Genomic DNA, 16,924 nt, shown 5'->3' on the forward strand with positions numbered 1-16,924 from the left:
GTGCGGGGGGCCGGTGGTCCCCCCTGGCATTCCGTCTTGTCATCGCCTCGCTTGACAAGCGGCCATTTCCCGGCCCATAGCGCCGCCTCCACAGCGGCCCGTCCGTTGTCGTGCTGCCGTAGCTCAGTGGTAGAGCGCATCCTTGGTAAGGCTGAGGTCGCGAGTTCAATCCTCGCCGGCAGCACCATTTTCTCCTAAAATGGCGAAGAAGACCCATGCGGCGCGTGCCGGGTATGGCCGGGCCCGCGACCGGCGGGTCGATGCCGGTCGCGGGATGCCGGTCGGACGGCGGCGCGAATCAGAAGCGGGAACGCAGCCCGACGGACGCGCTGCGCGGCGTGCCCGGCTGAACCCACAGTGTCGAATAGCTGTTGGCGTACCAGTGTTCGTCGAACAGGTTGCTGATTTCGGCGAACAGCTCGGTATCCTTCACCAGCTCCACCTGCGTGAACAGGCGGACCAGGGTGTGCGAGGGCAGGGTGAAATCGGTGCCCGTTTCGCCCGCGCGCTTGCCGACATATTGGGCGTTGGCACCCAGCACGACGCTGCGTTCGCCCAGCATGAACCGTTTGCTGGCCATCAGGTTGAGCGTGTGGTCGGGAATGTTGATCAGCGGATCGCCGGGGCGGATCTGGAACGAGAAATTGGGATCGAGCACGGTCGAGCGCGCCTCGGCATCGACATAGGCATAGCTTAGCCGCACATCGACATCGCCGGGCAGCGTGCCGCCCAGATCAACCTCGACCCCGCGGCTGCGCGCCCGGCCGATGGCGACGGAGAAACCGGGGTTCGCCGTATCGCTGGCCAGCACATTGGCCTTGTCCATCTGAAACACCGCGACCGTGCCGGTCAGTGCGCCGCCAAGCAGGCTGAGCTTTGCGCCGCCCTCGACCGACTTGCTGGTTTCCGGATCGAAGATCGCGCCGCTGACGTCGGTGCCGATGTTGGCGCGGAACCCCTCGCCATAGGTGGCATAGAGGCTGACCGCATCGCTGAGTTCATAGACGGCACCGACCTGCGGGCTCAGCCGGTCGGCCTTGCGGCTGGACAGGATGCCGGTGATCCGGTTGTCGGTCCGCAGCAGAAAGCTGTCATAGCGGGCGCCGACGCGCAGCTGCAGCCGGTCGGACAGCGTGATCTGATCCTGCACATAGCCGCCCGTGGCCCGCTGGACGTCCAGCCGGTCGTTCTGCGGTGCGGGCACCGGCGCGGGGAAGCGGCCATAGGCCGGGTTCAGGATATCGAGCACATAGCCCGCCCGGTCGGACGGATTGCTGCTGAGCACGGGCGGCCGGAAGCGGCGGAAATCCTGATAATTGTTGAACTCGTCATGATCCGCGCCGATCAGCACGCGGTGCGTGAGCGCGCCCGTGTCGAACCGCCCCGCCAGTTCGGCACGAACGACGAAATGATCCGAATCATACAGCCGTGAGCGGCGCTGGCGCGACAGCGAGCGGCCGTCGCGAAACAGTTTCTGCCGCGACGCGACGAGTTCCGCGTCGGACGAGGTGCCGGTCAGCAGCGTCTCGCGATAGCTGGCCCCCAGCGACAGGCTCCACGCGTCGGAAAAATCATGCTGCAGGCGCAACTGATGCCCGGTCGCGCGGGCGACATGATCGCCGTCCCCTGGCTCGCCCAGATAGCGGGTGCGCGGCACGGTGTTGAAATCGCCGTTCAGGACGACGATGCCGCGATCGAACGGCACGGCGACGCGCGTCTTTTCAAGGTCGTAGGTCAGCCGGGTCCGCTCGCCCAGCCGGACGCCGACGGACGGGAGAAAGCCCCAGCGGTGCGTCTGAATGAACTGGCGGAAGCTGTCGGCCCGTTCGGCATAACCGATCAGGCGCACCGAAACCGGCCCGGCAACGGCCAGATTGACGTCGGCATCGCTGCGCCACCGGTCGAAACTGCCCGCCTGCAGCGACACGGTGCCGAACGTCTCGCCAATCTGTGCCTGTTTGGTGACAAGGTTGATGGTGCCGCCCGGTTCCCCCCGGCCGAACAGGGCGGCGGCCGGCCCCTTCAGCACCTCGACCCGCTCGATCCCGGCCGAATCGCGCTGCCCGCCAAAGCCGCGCCCGCCGTTGAAGCCATTGACCAGAAAGCCGCTGGGCAGGTTTTCGTCGCCCGCAAAACCGCGCACGGCAAACGCATCCCACAGGCCGCCCAGCGTATTCTGACGGGCGACCGAGGCGTCCAGATCAAGCGCGTCGGTCAGCCGCAGGATGTTGTTCCGCTCCAGCGTCGTGCCGTCTATCACGTCGATCGACTGGGGAATTTCCCTGAGCTGGAAATCGCCGCGATACGCCTGGCGCACGCCGGTGATGACGATGTCGTCGCCGCCCGGCGCCGCATCGGTTTCCGCAACCGGATCGGCCGGTTCGCCCGCCCAGCCGGGCTGGCACCAGCCAGCAATACCGGCGAGCAGGATGGTGCGGATCAGTGCGCCCTTGGTCATTCGGAACCCCCATGTTGCGGCAGAAACCGGGGCCGCCCGGGCGGCCGGTCAGCGCGCGCTGATGCAGGAGCGCCCGGCGCAAGTCAATGTCATGGTATATCATTCAAATTGACAGATCGGTTCCGGCCGTGTTGAGAGCGTGGCCATGACCAATTCCGATCCAATTCTGCCGGTCCGGGTCGCGGACCTTGTGGTGAAGCGCGGCGAGCGGACCATCATCGATCACTTGTCGCTGAATGTCGGCGCTGGCGAGATCTATGCGCTGCTGGGCGGCAATGGCGCCGGCAAATCGACGACGCTGGCGACGCTGCTCGGCTTTCTGAAGCCGGTATCGGGCAGCGTGCGGATCGACGGGATCGATCCGGGCGAGGCGCCGGATGCGGCCCGGCGGCGCATCGCGTTCCTGCCGGAGAATGTCGCGCTGTACGACCATCTGACCGCGCGGGAGAATATCGATTATTTCCTGGCGCTGGCCGGCGATCCGCGCAGCACCGCGGAAAAGGAAGCCGCGTTCGATGCCGCCGGGCTGCAGGTCGAGGCGCGCGGCCGGCGCGTCTCCGGCTTTTCCAAGGGAATGCGGCAAAAGGTGGCGATCGCGCTGGCCGTGGTGCGACAGGTGCCGCTGCTGCTGCTGGACGAGCCGACATCGGGGCTGGACCCGCGCGCGACGGCGGATTTCAACGCGCTGCTGCGGCAGTTGCGCGAACGCGGCACGGCGATCCTGATGGTCACCCATGACCTGCTGGGCGCGGCCGATTGCGCCGACCGCATCGGATTTCTGGACACCGGGCGCATCGTCGAGGAGGTGACGAGCGCAGAAGGGTATGACGTGATGGCGCTGCACCGCCGATATGGCGAGGCACGGGCGGCGTGACGGCGGGATTGAGGATCGCGCGCGACGAATGGCGGCTGATGCGGCGCAATCGCGTGGCGTCGCTGGCCATCCTGATGCTGATCGCGCTGTCGCTGGTCGCCGCGCTGACCGCCATTTCGCATCGCCAGGCAAGCGATGGCATCCGCAGCCGGTTTCAGGCGCAGGCCGATCAGGAGTTTGACGGCCAGCCGGCCCGCCATCCGCACCGCATGGTGCATTACGGCCATTTCGTGTTCCGCCCGCTGCCCGTGCTGGCCGGGTTCGATGCCGGCGTCGATGCCTTTACCGGATCGACCATCTTTCTGGAGGGGCACCGGCAGAATACCGCCAATTTCGGCGATGTCCGGCAAAGTTCGCTGCTGGTCCGCTTTGGCCAGCTGACCCCGGCATTCGTCCTTCAGGTGCTGGCCCCGCTGGTCCTGATCTTTGTCGGGTTCGGCGTGGTTGCGCGCGAGCGGGAACGGGGCACGCTGAAAATGCTCTATGCCCATGGGGTCAGCGCATCGTCGGTGATTGCCGGCAAGACGCTGGCGCTGGGCGGGGTGGCGCTGCTGCTTGGCCTGCCCGCACTGGCGGCGCTGGCGTGGATGACGATGGTCGGCGGCGCACCCCCGGTTGAGGCGGCGGGGCTGGCGCTGGGTCACGGCGTCTATCTGGCGATCTGGGTGATCCTGGTCACCGCTGCCTCTGCCTTTGCCGGACAGGCGCGGGCGGCGCTGATCGCGCTGATCGGGCTATGGGCCGTCACGGTGATCCTGTTGCCGCGCATTGCGACCGACGTGGCGCTGGCCGCGCGGCCGACCGCCAACCGGATTGAAACCGACGTCGCCATCCAGCGCGACCTGAGGCAGCTGGGCGACAGTCACAATCCCGACGATCCGCATTTCGATGCGTTCAAGCGAGCGACGCTGGCGCGGTTCGGCGTGTCGCGGGTCGAGGACCTGCCGCTCAATTATCGCGGGCTGCTGGCGCTGGAGGGCGAGCGCCTGACGTCCGGCCTGTTCGACGCCTATGCCCGGCGGCAATTCGATGCGCAGCGCGACCAGTCCGGGACGGTGACGCTGATCGGCCTGTTGAGCCCGACCATCGCCCTGCGATCGCTGTCCATGGCGATGGCGGGCACCGATCTGGAAAGCCATCGGCGGTTCCTGACCCAGGCCGAACGCTATCGCTATACCATCGTGCAGCAGCTCAACCGGCTGCAGGCGGTGTCCGTCACCTATGCCGATGACGGCGCGCGCAACAGCGATGTCGAGGCGGCCCGCCGGGTGCGCATCGACCCCGGCAACTGGCAGGAAGTCCCCGATTTCAGTTATCGCGGCACGACCACCGCCGAAAAACTGGCCGCCGCATTGCCGGCCATCGGCGTGCTGGCCGCATGGCTGGTGCTGGCCGGCCTGTTCATGACGCTGGCCCTGCGCCGCGTGGCGGAGGCGGGCCGATGACCCTGTGGCGGCATGAACTGCGGCTGTTCCTGCGTCAGCGCATGGCGTTGCCCGCGCTAATCCTGACCCTGATCCTGGCCATTGCCAGCATTGCGGCGGGGCTGGGCGAGATTGCCCGGCAAGAGGCGGCGATCGCCCGCATCCCCGCGCTGCAGCGGGAAGATGTCGGCGCCATTGCCGATTTCGTCCTGCGAAAGGGGGATGCGGGCGATGCGGCCTATTACACCCCGCACGCGACGTGGGACCCGCCATCGCCGCTGGCCTTTGCCGCGATCGGCCAGCGCGACGTTGCCCCCTATATGCTGCGCGTCCGCGCCCTGGGGGTAGAGGGGCAGATTTACGATGGCGAACTGTACAATGCCGAACTGGCGCTGCCCGGCCGGTTCGACTGGGCATTCGTCCTGACGTACCTGACGCCGCTGATCCTGGTGGCGCTGCTGCACGACCTGGTGTCGGGCGAACGGGAAAGCGGGCGGATCACCCTGTTGCGGGCGATGGCGCGCAGCGAACGCGCGCTGTGGCTGCGCCGGATCGCGTTGCGGGTTGGCCTGGTTTATGCCGCGCTGATCCTGCCGCTGATCGTCGGGGCGGTGCTGTCGGGGGCGGGGTCATGGGATCTTGCGCGGATGATGGCCCATGCGCTTGGCTATTGCCTGTTCTGGACCGGCGTCATGCTGGCCATCGGGGCGGCCGGATGGTCGTCGGTCGCCAATGCCGCCACCGGCGCTGCCATGTGGTTCGGCACCACGCTGGTCCTGCCGGCGCTGGCCAATCTGGCGGTCAACGCGGCCATCCCGGTGCGGCAGGGGGTCGAGCTGACCCTGGCCCAGCGCGAGGCGGTGCATGGCGGCTGGGACCGGCCAAAGGATGCGACGATGGCCGCGTTCTTTCGCACGCATCCCGAATGGCGCGGGACAAGTCCGGTCGGCCTAGCCTTTCACTGGAAATGGTATTTCGCGTTTCAGCAGCTGGGCGATGAAAGCGTGGCCGGGCAAAGCCGTGCCTATCGTGCCGCGCTGATCGATCGGGATCGGTGGACCCGCCGGCTGGGCTGGGTGTTGCCGACGGTGGGCATCCAGACGGCGACGCACCGCATCGCGCGCACCGACCTGACCGCGCAGATCGCGTATCAGGACCGGATCCGCGCCTATCACGCGGCGATCCGGCGGTTTTTCTATCCCTATCTGTTCAATGACGTGCCGTTCACCCGGGCCGATTTCGACCGGATCCCGAAATGGCAGCCCAGCACCTGAGCCGCGCCTGATCCCAAGGTCATCCGGTCCGGGCCACGCGAGGGGTGCGTGGCCCGGCCGGGCAGGGGATCAGAAGTCGAACCGGACCGTTGCCAGCACGGTGCGGCCGGCGATGGACCGGGCGCGGACGATGCCATTGGCGGGGATCGACCCTTCTTCCGCCTCGGTATAGCCGGTGCTGTTGAACAGGTTGGTTGCATTCAGCCCCAGTTCGACCCGATCGACGGGCCGCACGGCAAGGAATGCGTTCACCTGAGCATAGGCGGGCAGTTCCAGCTGATTGTCGTCCTGTGCATAGCTGGCGGTCGTGCCGATGACGTTGGCGCCCAGCGTGAAGACGTCTGACCGGTACTGGGCCGTCGCCTGATACACCAGATCCGCCTGACGCCGCGGCTTATTGCCGACAACCGCTGCATTCAGCGATTCGACGATTTCGGCATCGGTCCAGGTCGCGCCGGCGGACAGGTTGAACGGCCCGGTGGTGTAGCTGCCCTCCAGTTCGATGCCATAAGCCTTGTACCGGTTGTCGAACAGCTCCAGCGGCGCGATCTCGACATTGGTTTCGGCGGTTTCGGCATAAAAGCCGGTGGCATAGAGGCCAAAGCCGTTGGCGCGGTATTTCAGGCCCAGCTCAAGCTGATCCACGGTTGCGACCACACCCTGATCGCCGCCCGGCGTGCCGCCATCGACGGTGCTGATCGCGGGGGTGAACAGGCTGCGATCGGCAGTGTGGCGACCGCCCTGGCTGTACCGGGCAAAGACGCCGAGATCGTCGGTCAGCAGGTAGTTGGCGCCCAGCGAGAACGAGAAATAGTCGAAATCGTAATTGACCGGCCGCGCCGCGCCCAGCGGCAGCACCGCGGTCTGCCGTTCGGCGATGCTGATCACGCCGTCATTGTTGATGTCGACCGCGGCAATCCCCGCGCCAAACCCGGTTTCCGCGCCGGTGATGGAGCCATCGGCATTGCCGAAGTCATAGCGGACGCTGGCGTCCAGCGTCAGGCGGTCAAGCTTCGTCGACAGCGAGGCGAAGGGCGCATAGGTGCTGTAGGCCACGTCATAGCTGCGGCGGCAGCAATTGCCGAACGCAGCCGCGCTGTATCCGGGAACGCCATTCTGGGTGACGCGGGTGCCGTCGGCGCGCAGGATGTCGACCAGCACGGAATCGCCATTGCCCTGCACCGTCTGGACATGGGACGTCCACAGCCAGTCGGTGTTCACATCCTGACGCGAGAAATAGAAGCCGCCGGTCAGCGTTGCCGTGGCCCCGCCCAGGTCCAGATCCTTTGCCACGCGGAAATCATTGGTGACATTGTCCAGGCTGTTCAGCCGGGTGTTAAACACCACGACATTGGTGAGCAGGCCATTGCCGCCGATCGACGCCGCATTGGCGGCGTTGCCGGTTTCCGGGCCGGATGCGAAGCGGATCGTCGCGCCGGGGCCGCCGATGCCGTTGGCGATTTCCTGTGCCGCGCCCACGGCGGCGGGGAAGGGCGAGAGGAAGCCGCCGCTATTGTCGGCAAAGCGGAACCGGTTGGTCAGCGTCCAGCCCGAACCCACTTCCACCTGCGATTCGATTCCCAGCGCCAGGCTGCGCACCGACAGGCCGTCGCGATAGTCATAGGTGGCGGGATTGTTGTTGCCATCCAGCGTCAGGACGGGGGGCAGGAACCGGCTGTACAGCGATCCGGTGCGCGGATCGAACCCGGGCAGGCCGCGATATTCGGGGCTGCCGTTGCTGCCCGTCACCTGCACCGGCTGGGGCAGGATGGTCGGCGTCGTGTCGTCCAGATACTTGGCCGACAGGCGGATATAGCCATTGGCGAACGACTTGGTCAGGTTCGCCTTGATCTGCCCGCCATTATAGCCGTTGTAGCCGATGTCCCGCGGCCCTTCGCCGGTCCGGTAGAAGCCACCGACATGAAAGGTGAGGTCGTCGGCGATCGGCGCGCCATAGTCGAAATCGATGCGATAGGTTTCGAAATCCAGGCCGACGGTGCCCTGAATGGCGCCGCCCTCGCTCGTGCCGGTTTTCGAGATGAAGTTGATGACCGCACCCGGCGCGTTGGACGCAAAGGTGGAGGCGGAACCGCCGCGCACCGCCTCGACACGGGCGACATTACGGTCGGCGCGCAGGAAATTGTCGGCATTGCCGAACACGATGTCGCCAAACTCAAGGATGGGCAGGCCATCTTCCTGCAGCTGGATATAGCGTGCGCCGCCGGTCGATACTGGCAGGCCGCGCACGGCGATGTTCGCATTGCCCTCGCCGCCCGACGCTTCGGACCGGATGCCCGGGATCTGACGGATCAGGTCGGCGGAGGAGGGCGGGTTCAGCCGGACCAGGTCGTCGCTGCTGATCGAGCTGACCGAGATCGAGCTTTCCAGGCGGTTCTGGCCGCGGGCGACGGCGGTGACGATGATCGCCTCATCCTCGGCGGCTGCATCGGCCGTGGCGGCGACGGCGGCCGGATCGGAAACTTCCTGGGCATGGGCGGGGATCGCAAGTGCGCAGATCGCTGCGGTGGCACATAGTGCTGACCGGACGGTCATAATCTCTCTCCTCACAGACCGGGCTTATGCCCTTGACGGTATCAGCTATCGTCTTTGCAATGGATTGCAAAACAAAAATTGCAACCGATTGCATGAGGCGGATCGCTTGTTGCCGAAATGCCACATCCGTACTATTCCGGGGGCTATCGGCCCAAAACCCGTCCGAAGTCCAAGCCTGCGCCTGATTTCCTGCAATCGGTTGCAACCAGTCCCGATTTCTGCTTTCCCTGTGGCAGGAGCAGGATAACAGGCCAGAGCAGAACCATGACAAACGCCGCCAATCCGGGATCGTCATCGAACCGAATCCTGAAGTTGCTGATCTTTCTGATGTTCGCGGCGTTCGCAATGACGACCGATTCGGTCGGCACGGTCATCCCCAGCATCATCAAGGAATTCCAGCTTGGCCTGACCGCGGCCGGATCCTTTCATTACGCCACGATGAGCGGCATCGGCATTTCCGCTCTGTTCCTCGGCTTTCTGGCCGACCGGCTGGGCCGCAAATGGACCATCCTGATCGGCCTTGGCCTGTTCGGGCTGTCATCGGCCGCCTTTGCGGTGGGGCATGATTTCACGCTGTTCGTCGTCCTGTTGTTCCTGTCGGGTCTGGGCATCGGCATCTTCAAGTCCGCGGCGCTGGCGCTGATCGGCGACATCACCGGTTCGACGCGGGAACACGCATCGACCATGAACCTGGTCGAGGGGTTTTTCGGCACGGGCGCGATCATCGGCCCGGCCATCGTCGCCTATTCGATCCAGCAGGGCGCGAGCTGGAAATGGGTGTATCTGATCGCGGCGATGCTGTGCCTCGTGCTGATTGCCGGCATGGTCGCAACGCCGGTCCGCAGGCATGAAGTGCGCGCCGAGGCACCGGCCAGCGCCGGACAGTCGCTGGCGTTGCTGCGCGATCCGGCGACCTGGATCATCGGTGTCGCCCTGATGCTGTATGTCGGGGCAGAGGCCGCGATCTATGTCTGGGCGCCCACTTATTTCACGGGCTATGACGGATCGCTGGCGGTGCTTGCCGGCTATGTCGTCTCCATCTTTTTCGTGCTGCGTGCCGCCGGGCGCTTTGTCGGTGCCTGGTTGCTGGCCCGCCATGACTGGAAACGGGTCATCGCGATCTGCAGCACCGGCATGGCGGCGTTGTTCGTCATCGCCCTGATCGGCGGACGCGACGTTGCGGCGGTTGCGCTGCCCGCGACGGGCATTTTCATGTCGGTCATCTATCCCACGCTCAATTCGACGGGGATCAGCTGTTTCGAGCGGGACCGCCATGGCTCCATCGCCGGGCTGCTGCTGTTCTTTACCTGTGTCAGCGCGGTGCTGGCGCCGCTGGCGATGGGGGTGGTCGGCGACCTGTTCGGCACTGAATACACCATCGTGCTGGGCGGCCTGTTCGCCGTGGCACTTGCCCTGCTGGCGCTGTGGACGCTGCGCCGCGACCCGCTGGGCGCGCGCCTTGATGCCCGCAACCAGTCCATCCCATCCGAAGCCCATTGATAAGGCCTGCCCGATCCCATGTCCCCTTCCAGCGCACAATCCGATTCGACCAAGGCAACGACACCCCTGTCCGGCACGGGAACGCCGCGCGTCAGCCAGTGGAATGCCGACATGGTTGCGCGCATCGGTGACGGCGGGGAGGCCCCCCGGCTGATCGGAGAGGCGGATATTCAGCGGATTTCCAACGATCTGGACATCTGGGACGCCTGGCCGGTGCAGGATCGGGGCGGCGCCCCGGCCCGGATCGGCGGCGATGGCGATACGCTGTGGATGGCGCTGGGCGCGCCGCGGTTCGATGATCCGGACCAGCGGCACGGCCATGCCCGCATCCACCTGTTGCTGCACAGGGCAGGGAAGTGGCAGCCGCTTGGCCCGGCCATGCCCGACGGATTTTCGCCCGGCAGCCGCGAATGGTCCGGATCGGCCGTGCTGGACGATGACGGGCACACGCTGCTGCTCTATTTCACCGCCACCGGACGCCGGGGCGAGGCGACCGAGAGCTTCGAACAGCGCCTGTTCACCGCCACTGCGACGCTGACCGGGGCTGCGGATGGCTATGCGCTGACCGACTGGCGGGCGCTGCGCGAAATCGTGGCGCTGGATCCCGCGCACTATATGCCGACGACCGGGCCGGGCGGCGGCGTGGGCACGATCAAGGCGTTTCGCGACCCGGCCTATTTCCTGGACCGCGACACCGGCTTGCATCACCTGTTCTTTGCCGGATCGCAGGCGGGATCGTCATCGCCCTATAACGGCGTGATCGGTTCGGCGCAGTCCCATGACGGCGAGCAATGGGTGCTGACCGCGCCGCTGCTGAGCGCGGACAGGCTGAACAACGAACTGGAGCGGCCGCATGTCGTGCGCCGTGAAGGGCGATATTATCTGTTCTGGTCGACACAGCGCCATGTGTTCAATCCCGAAGGGCCGGCGGGGCCGACCGGCCTGTACGGGGCGGTGGCCGATTCGCTGGCGGACGGGCAGTGGCGACCGATCAATGGCACCGGCCTTATCTTCATGAACCCCGGCGATGCGCCGCGTCAGGCCTATAGCTGGCTGGTCCTGCCGGACCTGTCGGTCATCAGTTTCATTGACGATTGGGGGATGGGCGAGCGGACCGGGCCCGATCGCCGGTTCGGTGCGACCTTTGCCCCGACGCTGCGCCTGTGGGTCGATGGCGACCGGGCAGGGCTGGCGCAGGAATGATCGCCGCGCGGTCAGCCCCCGTGCCGCGCCGCTTGATCGCCCCGACCCGCAGCCTAAAAGCGGTGCGGTGACAGGCCATCGGCGTGTCGATGACCTGGGCAGGAGCGGCGATTTGGACCCTAAAAAGGTAAGGACGATCCACGATCTTGCCCGGTTGGCGGGGGTATCGCCGTCGACGGTCAGCCGCGCCCTGGCCGGCAAGAGCGTGGTCAACGCCGAAACATCGCAGCGCATCATCGACCTGGCCGCCCAACATTCGTTCCGGCCGAGCAGCTATGCCCGCAACCTGCGGATCAAGCGGCGCGGCGCCATCGGGGTCATCATCCCGCTGGGCCATGAACGCGGACAGCATATTTCCGACCCGTTCTTCATGGCGATGATCGGCGCGCTGGCCGACGAACTGACCGAGCGCGGGTTCGACCTGATGCTGTCGCGCGTCATTCCGGACGGGGACGACTGGCTGGACCGCATGATCGCGCTCGACCGCGTCGACGGATTTATCCTGATCGGCCAGTCGGACCAGATCGGCGTGCTGGAGGCGGCGGCCGATCAGTATCTGCCGCTGGTGGCATGGGGCGCGCATAATCCGGGCCAGCGCCATTGCTCCGTCGGCACCGACAATTTTGCCGGCGGGCAGATCGCCGTGCAGCATCTGATCGACCGCGGGTGCCGGCGCATCGCCTTTCTGGGCAATCCTCAGGCGGTGGAGATCGAGCATCGCCTGGCCGGTGCGCGGCACGCCGTTGCGCAGGCGGGGGGACAGGTGATGCTGATCGATTCGCCCACGCACCTGGTCCGCGATCTGAGCACCGACGATATCGGCGCCTTTCTGGATGCTCAGCAAACCCTGCCGGACGGGATGTTCGCGGCGTCCGACGTGATTGCGCAAAGTGCGATCCAGGTGCTGGCCAGCCGGGGCATCACCGTGCCCGGCGATATCCGGCTGGTCGGGTTCGACGATCTGCCCTTTGCCGCCAGCATGATCCCGGCGCTGACCACCGTGCGGCAGGATATCGCCAAGGGCGCGGCGATGCTGGTCAAATCGCTGCTCGAACGCATTGCGGGCGAGGCATCCGGGTCGATCGTCCTGCCCCCGCGCCTGATCGTCCGGGCCACCAGCTGATTGGCAGCCGATCGGCGGATCGCTGCACGCCATCATCGCGGTCAGTAATCGACGGCATAATCCTTGCGGAACGCCATCCCGGAATAGGCGCGGCGCATGGTCCATGGCTCGGCAGGGGCGGTCCAGTACGGATGGTCCGGCGGCAGGCCAAGCGCAACCAGCCCTTCCGATGCGATGTACATGCTGCCCGCGTTGGAATAGCGGTCGCCCAGTTGCGGCTGATACCCGACAAACCCGATGGTCAGAAATCCGCGATCGTCAAAATTGGACGGCGCGGAAAAGATGCGACGCTGAACCGCCATGCTGGCGCTGCGCACCTGTCCGGGAGCAAGCGTGTCGGGCAGCAATCCCCGCCACGCCAGATATCCCAGCGGCTGAAGCACGGCCGTGCGATAGGTCAGCGACCGGCCGATCGGCGGATAGGCGCCGTCCGGCCCGATCAGGCGTTCGAGATGCTCGGAAAAACGCTGCATCCGGCGGATCGCCAGCGCCAGTTCCTCAGCCGGTTTCAGGTTGTTGAACCGCGGTTTTTCCCTGACCAGCACTTCCAGGATCTGCACCAGCATGGGGTGGATGACATAGCTGTTGTAGTAATCGAAATGGAACCGCTCGCCATCGCCATACCAGCCGTCGCCGGCATACCATTCCTTGAACTTCTTGATCGTCAGGTCGACCCGCATCGGGTCCCATTCCTCGCCAACCGAGAGCAGGAATACCTCGTTCATCGCCGCAAACAGCAGCCAGTTCTGATAGGGCGGCGACACGCTGCGCAGGCGTTTGATTTCCTCGACGATCCTGCGTTTGGCGGATGCGTCCAGCGGATCCCACAATGCCTGTGGAGCGCGGATCAGCGCACTGGTGAAATAGGCGGAATCGACCAGCGCCTGCCCCGCGCCGCGCCACAGCAGATAGTCGGGATCGCCGGGCGTGACCGACCGCGTCAGGCAGGCCAGCATATCGTCGCGCATTGCCCCGCGCAGTTTTCCCTCTTCACTGGAATCGACGGGCAGGGCCAGCCAAGGCGCGATGCCATCGGCCAGCCGGGCAAATGCCTCCATATAGCCAACGCGCGGATTGCGGCCGTCCCAGATCGGACTCAGTTCGGGGGACCATTCGCGCTGAAGCCGGCCCTTCGCCATGCGACTGACCACCGGCTGGGCCATCCGCCGCAACAGGGCGACCGCATCGGCCCGGTCGGTAACCCCGTCGGGCAGCTGGGGCGCAGGCCCCGTCTGCGCAAGCGCCGCCGCACCACCCGCGCCCGTTCCGGCAATCAGCGGAACGGTCATCACGCCGGCCGCCTGACGCAGGATGCCCCGCCGGTTCGTCTGACCCGTCATCGTGCCGTCCGCTTTCCGGTATCGTTGCGCCCGAATGCGACCACCGTGTCGCGGGCATAGGCATCCCATTTCGCGCGCGTGGTGAAGCCCCCTTGCCCGCCGCTCCATGCTGATCCGGAATAATAGGTGAACGGCTCGCCCGGCATCACCCGGATCAGGGCAAGGTGATTGTCGGCATCGGTGATGACGCGGACAAGGCGCCGGGGATCAACGCGGATCGCCACGGCCATTCGCCCGCGCCCGTCCTCGTCCGGCCCCCACCAGCTCAGCAGCCCATGCGCAGGATCGACGGTCAGCTCGCCCTCGCGCGGCCCGGTCGTGCGGCGGCCGATACCGATGCCGATCAGCAGCGGCTCATCGGTGTTGGAGTGGATGGTCGAGACAAGCTGCGTGAAATGTGTGCCAAGCGGCAGGGTGAAGCGGCGCGTTTCCCACACCCGCCGATCGACACCGACCGGCCATGGCGCATATTCCACCTCGAATTCGGCGACCGGGCCGCCGGTTTGCAGGATCCGGTGCGCGGCATAATTGCGCGACGTCCACAGTTTGTTGTCGTGCCAGACGCCCAGCCCACCGGCCCCCCTGCCGGTGCCGACGCTGTAGAAATCGAGGCCGGAACCCTGGTCGCGATGATAATCCCCGCTGCGCAGCTGACGATCGGCAAAGGGCAGGGCGGTCCGTTTGCCCCAGGCATCGATCCCGGATCCCGACGGCGGCTCGGCCGCTTCAAGGGGGCGGCCATAGATGCGATGCGCTGTCCGGTCGTTTTCCCACAACAGGTCGCCATACCGGTATGTCGCCAGCGTCACGACGGCCGCCGGCTTGCCCGTCCCGGCGTCAGCCCCCCGGTCCTGCACCGGCGCGGGCTGTGCCCACAGCGCCGTCAGCCCAAGGGTTGCCACCATGGCGGTCATTGCATAGCGCATACCATCTCCCGTGGTTGAAACAGGTATGATATCATACAACTGGTTGGCAAGCGGGATGTGTGGATCAGCCCATGGGTTTTGCAGTTAAGGCAGGCATGATGAAAACGGGGTCGCTGGCCGATCGGCTGTTCGTGAAGTTCGAATCGCGCATCCTGTCGGGCGAATGGCAGCCCGGATCGCGGCTGCCCGCGCAAAAGGACATTGCCAGCAGCGAAGCGGTGAGCCGGACGGTGGTGCGGGAGGCGGTCGCCCGGCTGGAGGCGCAGGGCTATGCCGTGGCGCGGCAGGGCGACGGCGTGTTCGTGGCGGATAGCGCCCGGTATCGCGCGTTTCAGGTTACCCGCGACGAAATGGCCGATATCGGCGATGTTGTCCTGTTGCTGGAAATGCGGCTGGCGTTCGAAACCGAAATGGCTGCCCTGGCCGCGATGCGCCGGTCCATGGCGGATGTCGATGCGATGCAGGCGGCACTGGCGCATATGCGCGCGGTCAGCGCCGACCCGGCGGCGGCTGCCGAAGCCGATGCGCAATTTCACCTGACCATCGCGAAGGCATCGAAAAACCCGTATTTCATCCGCTTCTGCGAGTTTCTGGGCGTGCGACTGGTTCCGCCCCGCGAACTCGCCTTTCGCGCCGATCCGGGCGCGGGTGCGCAGGAATATGCCGGCCTGGTCGACGCGCAGCATGTCGCGATCGTCGATGCCATTGCCCGGCTGGACGTGGAGGGCGCGCGAGCGGCCGCCCGCCGACATATGCAGGAAAGCCTGGCGCGGCACATCCGCCTGGCCGACGGGTCGCACCATGCCGAACCGCCGATCAAGGATTGACCGGCAACGACCCGGTTATATGATAACTGAAAGACGACTGGCATCCGATGAACGACCCGTCCCGTGACGGCGTGCTGGCCCGGATGACCGATCGCCCCGAACTGGAGGATGGAGCATGATGACGCGTTGGATGGCTGGCGCAGCGTTGGCGGCCCTGCCGGTAATGGTCGCGGCCCAGCCGGCGGTTCAGCCGATCGAAAGCGCCGTCCGGCTTGCCGACTGGCAGCTCAGGCGGATGAGCGATCAAACCCATATCAACCGGGCCACCGGCGAATCCGGCAACGCCCGCGCGTGGGAACAGGCGGTATTCTGGGTCGGGATGACGGCGCTTGCCGATGCCGGTGCCCCCGACCGCATCCGGCAGGCGATCATGGACCATGGCCGGCGAAACGAATGGACGCCGGGCAGGAAGGTCTATTTCGCCGACGACCACGCCATCACCCAAAGCTATCTGTGGGCCGCGGCCAATGGCGCCGGGCGGGCCGCGCTTGCCCCCACCCGGGCAACGTTCGATCAGGTGGTCGACAAGCCCGCGGTCACGACGCTGGCCTTCGTCGTGCCGCCCACCGGATACAGCAATGCCGAATGTCTGACCCGATGGTGCTGGTGCGACGCGCTGTTCATGTCGCCGCCCGCGCTGGTCGAGCTGTCGCGACAGACGGGCGAGCGGAAGTATCGCGACTTTGCGATGCGCGAATTCTGGGCGACGACCGACTTTCTCTACGATCCCGTCGAAAAGCTCTATTATCGCGACAGCCGCTTTTTCGACCGCCGGGATGACCGGCAGCGCAAGCAATTCTGGTCGCGCGGCAACGGGTGGGTGTTCGCGTCTATCCCCCGCATCCTGCCGCTGTTGCCCAAAGGGAGTGCGGACCGGATCCGGCTGGAGCGCCTGTTCGCCGACATGGCGTCCCGGCTCGCCACGCTTCAGAAAGCCGATGGCTATTGGGCGCCGTCGCTGCTGGCGGCGGAGGGTTCGCCGCCGGAAACCAGCGGCACTGCATTCTTCACCTATGGGATCGCATGGGGGATCAATACCGGCCGGCTGTCCGCGGACCGATATGGCCCGGTCGCCCGGCGCGGCTGGGATGCACTGAGGCGGGCCATCCGCCCCGACGGCCGCCTGGGCTGGGTCCAGCAGGTCAGCGATCGCCCGGAACAGGTGAACCCGGACGACACCCAATATTATGGCGTCGGTGCCTATCTGCTGGCGGCGACACAGATGCAGCAGCTGCAAGCGCGCCGGTAAGATCCCACCGGTCCTAGGCGAACGCGAGTGGAATGGCCGGTGGCGGAGCGGGAGGGATTCAAGCCAATCTGATCAGCGACCGTTTCGCGACCCTTAATGTTAATCCGCGCTATTCGGGTACCTTGGAAAATGTCCAAACGAATCCGAAAAGCTCTCACCTGATAACCGACACT

General features: G+C 66.0%; 12 protein-coding genes and 1 tRNA gene. 9 read left to right on the forward strand and 4 right to left on the reverse strand.

Annotated elements, in window-relative coordinates; translation table 11 throughout:
• Positions 1-112 precede the first annotated feature (112 nt).
• Positions 113-187 (forward strand) — tRNA-Thr (locus NYR55_RS09195).
• Positions 188-298: 111 nt separating this feature from the next.
• Here the strand turns inward: NYR55_RS09195 and NYR55_RS09200 are convergent.
• Positions 299-2,458, reverse strand: a complete 2,160-nt coding sequence (locus tag NYR55_RS09200) for a TonB-dependent siderophore receptor (protein WP_260020956.1) — start codon at positions 2,456-2,458, stop codon at positions 299-301.
• Positions 2,459-2,603: 145 nt separating this feature from the next.
• On the opposite strand from NYR55_RS09200, the gene NYR55_RS09205 reads away from it, so the two are divergent.
• The 3 genes from NYR55_RS09205 to NYR55_RS09215 are packed head-to-tail and all read left to right on the forward strand — an operon-like array spanning position 2,604 to position 6,030.
• Positions 2,604-3,332 (forward strand): ABC transporter ATP-binding protein, encoded by a 729-nt coding sequence (locus tag NYR55_RS09205; RefSeq protein ID WP_260020958.1) that lies wholly within the window; start codon positions 2,604-2,606, stop codon positions 3,330-3,332.
• Complete coding sequence (locus tag NYR55_RS09210; RefSeq protein WP_260020959.1) at positions 3,329-4,777, forward strand: DUF3526 domain-containing protein; 1,449 nt, start codon at positions 3,329-3,331, stop codon at positions 4,775-4,777. Before NYR55_RS09205 ends, NYR55_RS09210 begins: the two co-directional genes overlap by 4 nt.
• Positions 4,774-6,030, forward strand: coding sequence for a DUF3526 domain-containing protein (locus NYR55_RS09215; protein ID WP_260020960.1), 1,257 nt, complete (start codon positions 4,774-4,776; stop codon positions 6,028-6,030). Before NYR55_RS09210 ends, NYR55_RS09215 begins: the two co-directional genes overlap by 4 nt.
• Positions 6,031-6,099: 69 nt before the next feature.
• Here NYR55_RS09215 and NYR55_RS09220 read toward each other — a convergent pair whose 3' ends face one another.
• Complete coding sequence (locus NYR55_RS09220; protein WP_260020961.1) at positions 6,100-8,583, reverse strand: TonB-dependent receptor; 2,484 nt, start codon at positions 8,581-8,583, stop codon at positions 6,100-6,102.
• Between the two features lie 264 nt (positions 8,584-8,847).
• Here NYR55_RS09220 and NYR55_RS09225 point away from each other — a divergent pair, with 264 nt between their 5' ends.
• From NYR55_RS09225 to NYR55_RS09235, 3 genes are all read left to right on the forward strand, one after another.
• Positions 8,848-10,083, forward strand: coding sequence for an MFS transporter (locus tag NYR55_RS09225; RefSeq protein ID WP_260020962.1), 1,236 nt, complete (start codon positions 8,848-8,850; stop codon positions 10,081-10,083).
• A gap of 18 nt (positions 10,084-10,101) precedes the next feature.
• Positions 10,102-11,286, forward strand: coding sequence for a glycoside hydrolase family 68 protein (locus tag NYR55_RS09230; RefSeq protein ID WP_260020963.1), 1,185 nt, complete (start codon positions 10,102-10,104; stop codon positions 11,284-11,286).
• A gap of 67 nt (positions 11,287-11,353) precedes the next feature.
• The gene (locus NYR55_RS09235; protein ID WP_260020964.1) at positions 11,354-12,409 is read left to right on the forward strand and encodes a substrate-binding domain-containing protein; all 1,056 of its coding nucleotides are present in this window, start codon (positions 11,354-11,356) and stop codon (positions 12,407-12,409) included.
• Between the two features lie 41 nt (positions 12,410-12,450).
• Here the strand turns inward: NYR55_RS09235 and NYR55_RS09240 are convergent, their stop codons facing one another.
• The gene (locus NYR55_RS09240; protein ID WP_260020965.1) at positions 12,451-13,749 is read right to left on the reverse strand and encodes a DUF2264 domain-containing protein; all 1,299 of its coding nucleotides are present in this window, start codon (positions 13,747-13,749) and stop codon (positions 12,451-12,453) included.
• On the reverse strand, positions 13,746-14,663 hold the full coding sequence (locus NYR55_RS09245; protein ID WP_260020966.1) for a DUF4861 domain-containing protein: 918 nt from the start codon (positions 14,661-14,663) through the stop codon (positions 13,746-13,748). Before NYR55_RS09245 ends, NYR55_RS09240 begins: the two co-directional genes overlap by 4 nt.
• Positions 14,664-14,746: 83 nt before the next feature.
• Here NYR55_RS09245 and NYR55_RS09250 point away from each other — a divergent pair, with 83 nt between their 5' ends.
• On the forward strand, positions 14,747-15,502 hold the full coding sequence (locus NYR55_RS09250; RefSeq protein ID WP_260020967.1) for a FadR/GntR family transcriptional regulator: 756 nt from the start codon (positions 14,747-14,749) through the stop codon (positions 15,500-15,502).
• A 115-nt stretch (positions 15,503-15,617) separates the two neighbouring features.
• Complete coding sequence (locus NYR55_RS09255) at positions 15,618-16,751, forward strand: glycoside hydrolase family 88 protein (RefSeq protein ID WP_260020968.1); 1,134 nt, start codon at positions 15,618-15,620, stop codon at positions 16,749-16,751.
• The last annotated feature ends 173 nt before the right edge of the window (positions 16,752-16,924 follow it).

Origin of the sequence: Sphingomonas sp. BGYR3 (genome assembly GCF_025153455.1) — a bacterium.
Lineage (GTDB): Bacteria > Pseudomonadota > Alphaproteobacteria > Sphingomonadales > Sphingomonadaceae > Sphingomonas.

Bases quoted from the DNA above. Each gene is read 5' to 3' on its own strand.
- NYR55_RS09200 (WP_260020956.1), bottom strand. From the start codon at position 2,458: ATGACCAAGGGCGCACTGATCCGCACCATCCTGCTCGCCGGTATTGCT.
- NYR55_RS09205 (WP_260020958.1), top strand. From the start codon at position 2,604: ATGACCAATTCCGATCCAATTCTGCCGGTCCGGGTCGCGGACCTTGTG.
- NYR55_RS09215 (WP_260020960.1), top strand. From the start codon at position 4,774: ATGACCCTGTGGCGGCATGAACTGCGGCTGTTCCTGCGTCAGCGCATG.
- NYR55_RS09220 (WP_260020961.1), bottom strand. From the start codon at position 8,583: ATGACCGTCCGGTCAGCACTATGTGCCACCGCAGCGATCTGCGCACTT.
- NYR55_RS09225 (WP_260020962.1), top strand. From the start codon at position 8,848: ATGACAAACGCCGCCAATCCGGGATCGTCATCGAACCGAATCCTGAAG.
- NYR55_RS09230 (WP_260020963.1), top strand. From the start codon at position 10,102: ATGTCCCCTTCCAGCGCACAATCCGATTCGACCAAGGCAACGACACCC.
- NYR55_RS09240 (WP_260020965.1), bottom strand. From the start codon at position 13,749: ATGACGGGTCAGACGAACCGGCGGGGCATCCTGCGTCAGGCGGCCGGC.
- NYR55_RS09245 (WP_260020966.1), bottom strand. From the start codon at position 14,663: ATGACCGCCATGGTGGCAACCCTTGGGCTGACGGCGCTGTGGGCACAG.
- NYR55_RS09250 (WP_260020967.1), top strand. From the start codon at position 14,747: ATGGGTTTTGCAGTTAAGGCAGGCATGATGAAAACGGGGTCGCTGGCC.
- NYR55_RS09255 (WP_260020968.1), top strand. From the start codon at position 15,618: ATGATGACGCGTTGGATGGCTGGCGCAGCGTTGGCGGCCCTGCCGGTA.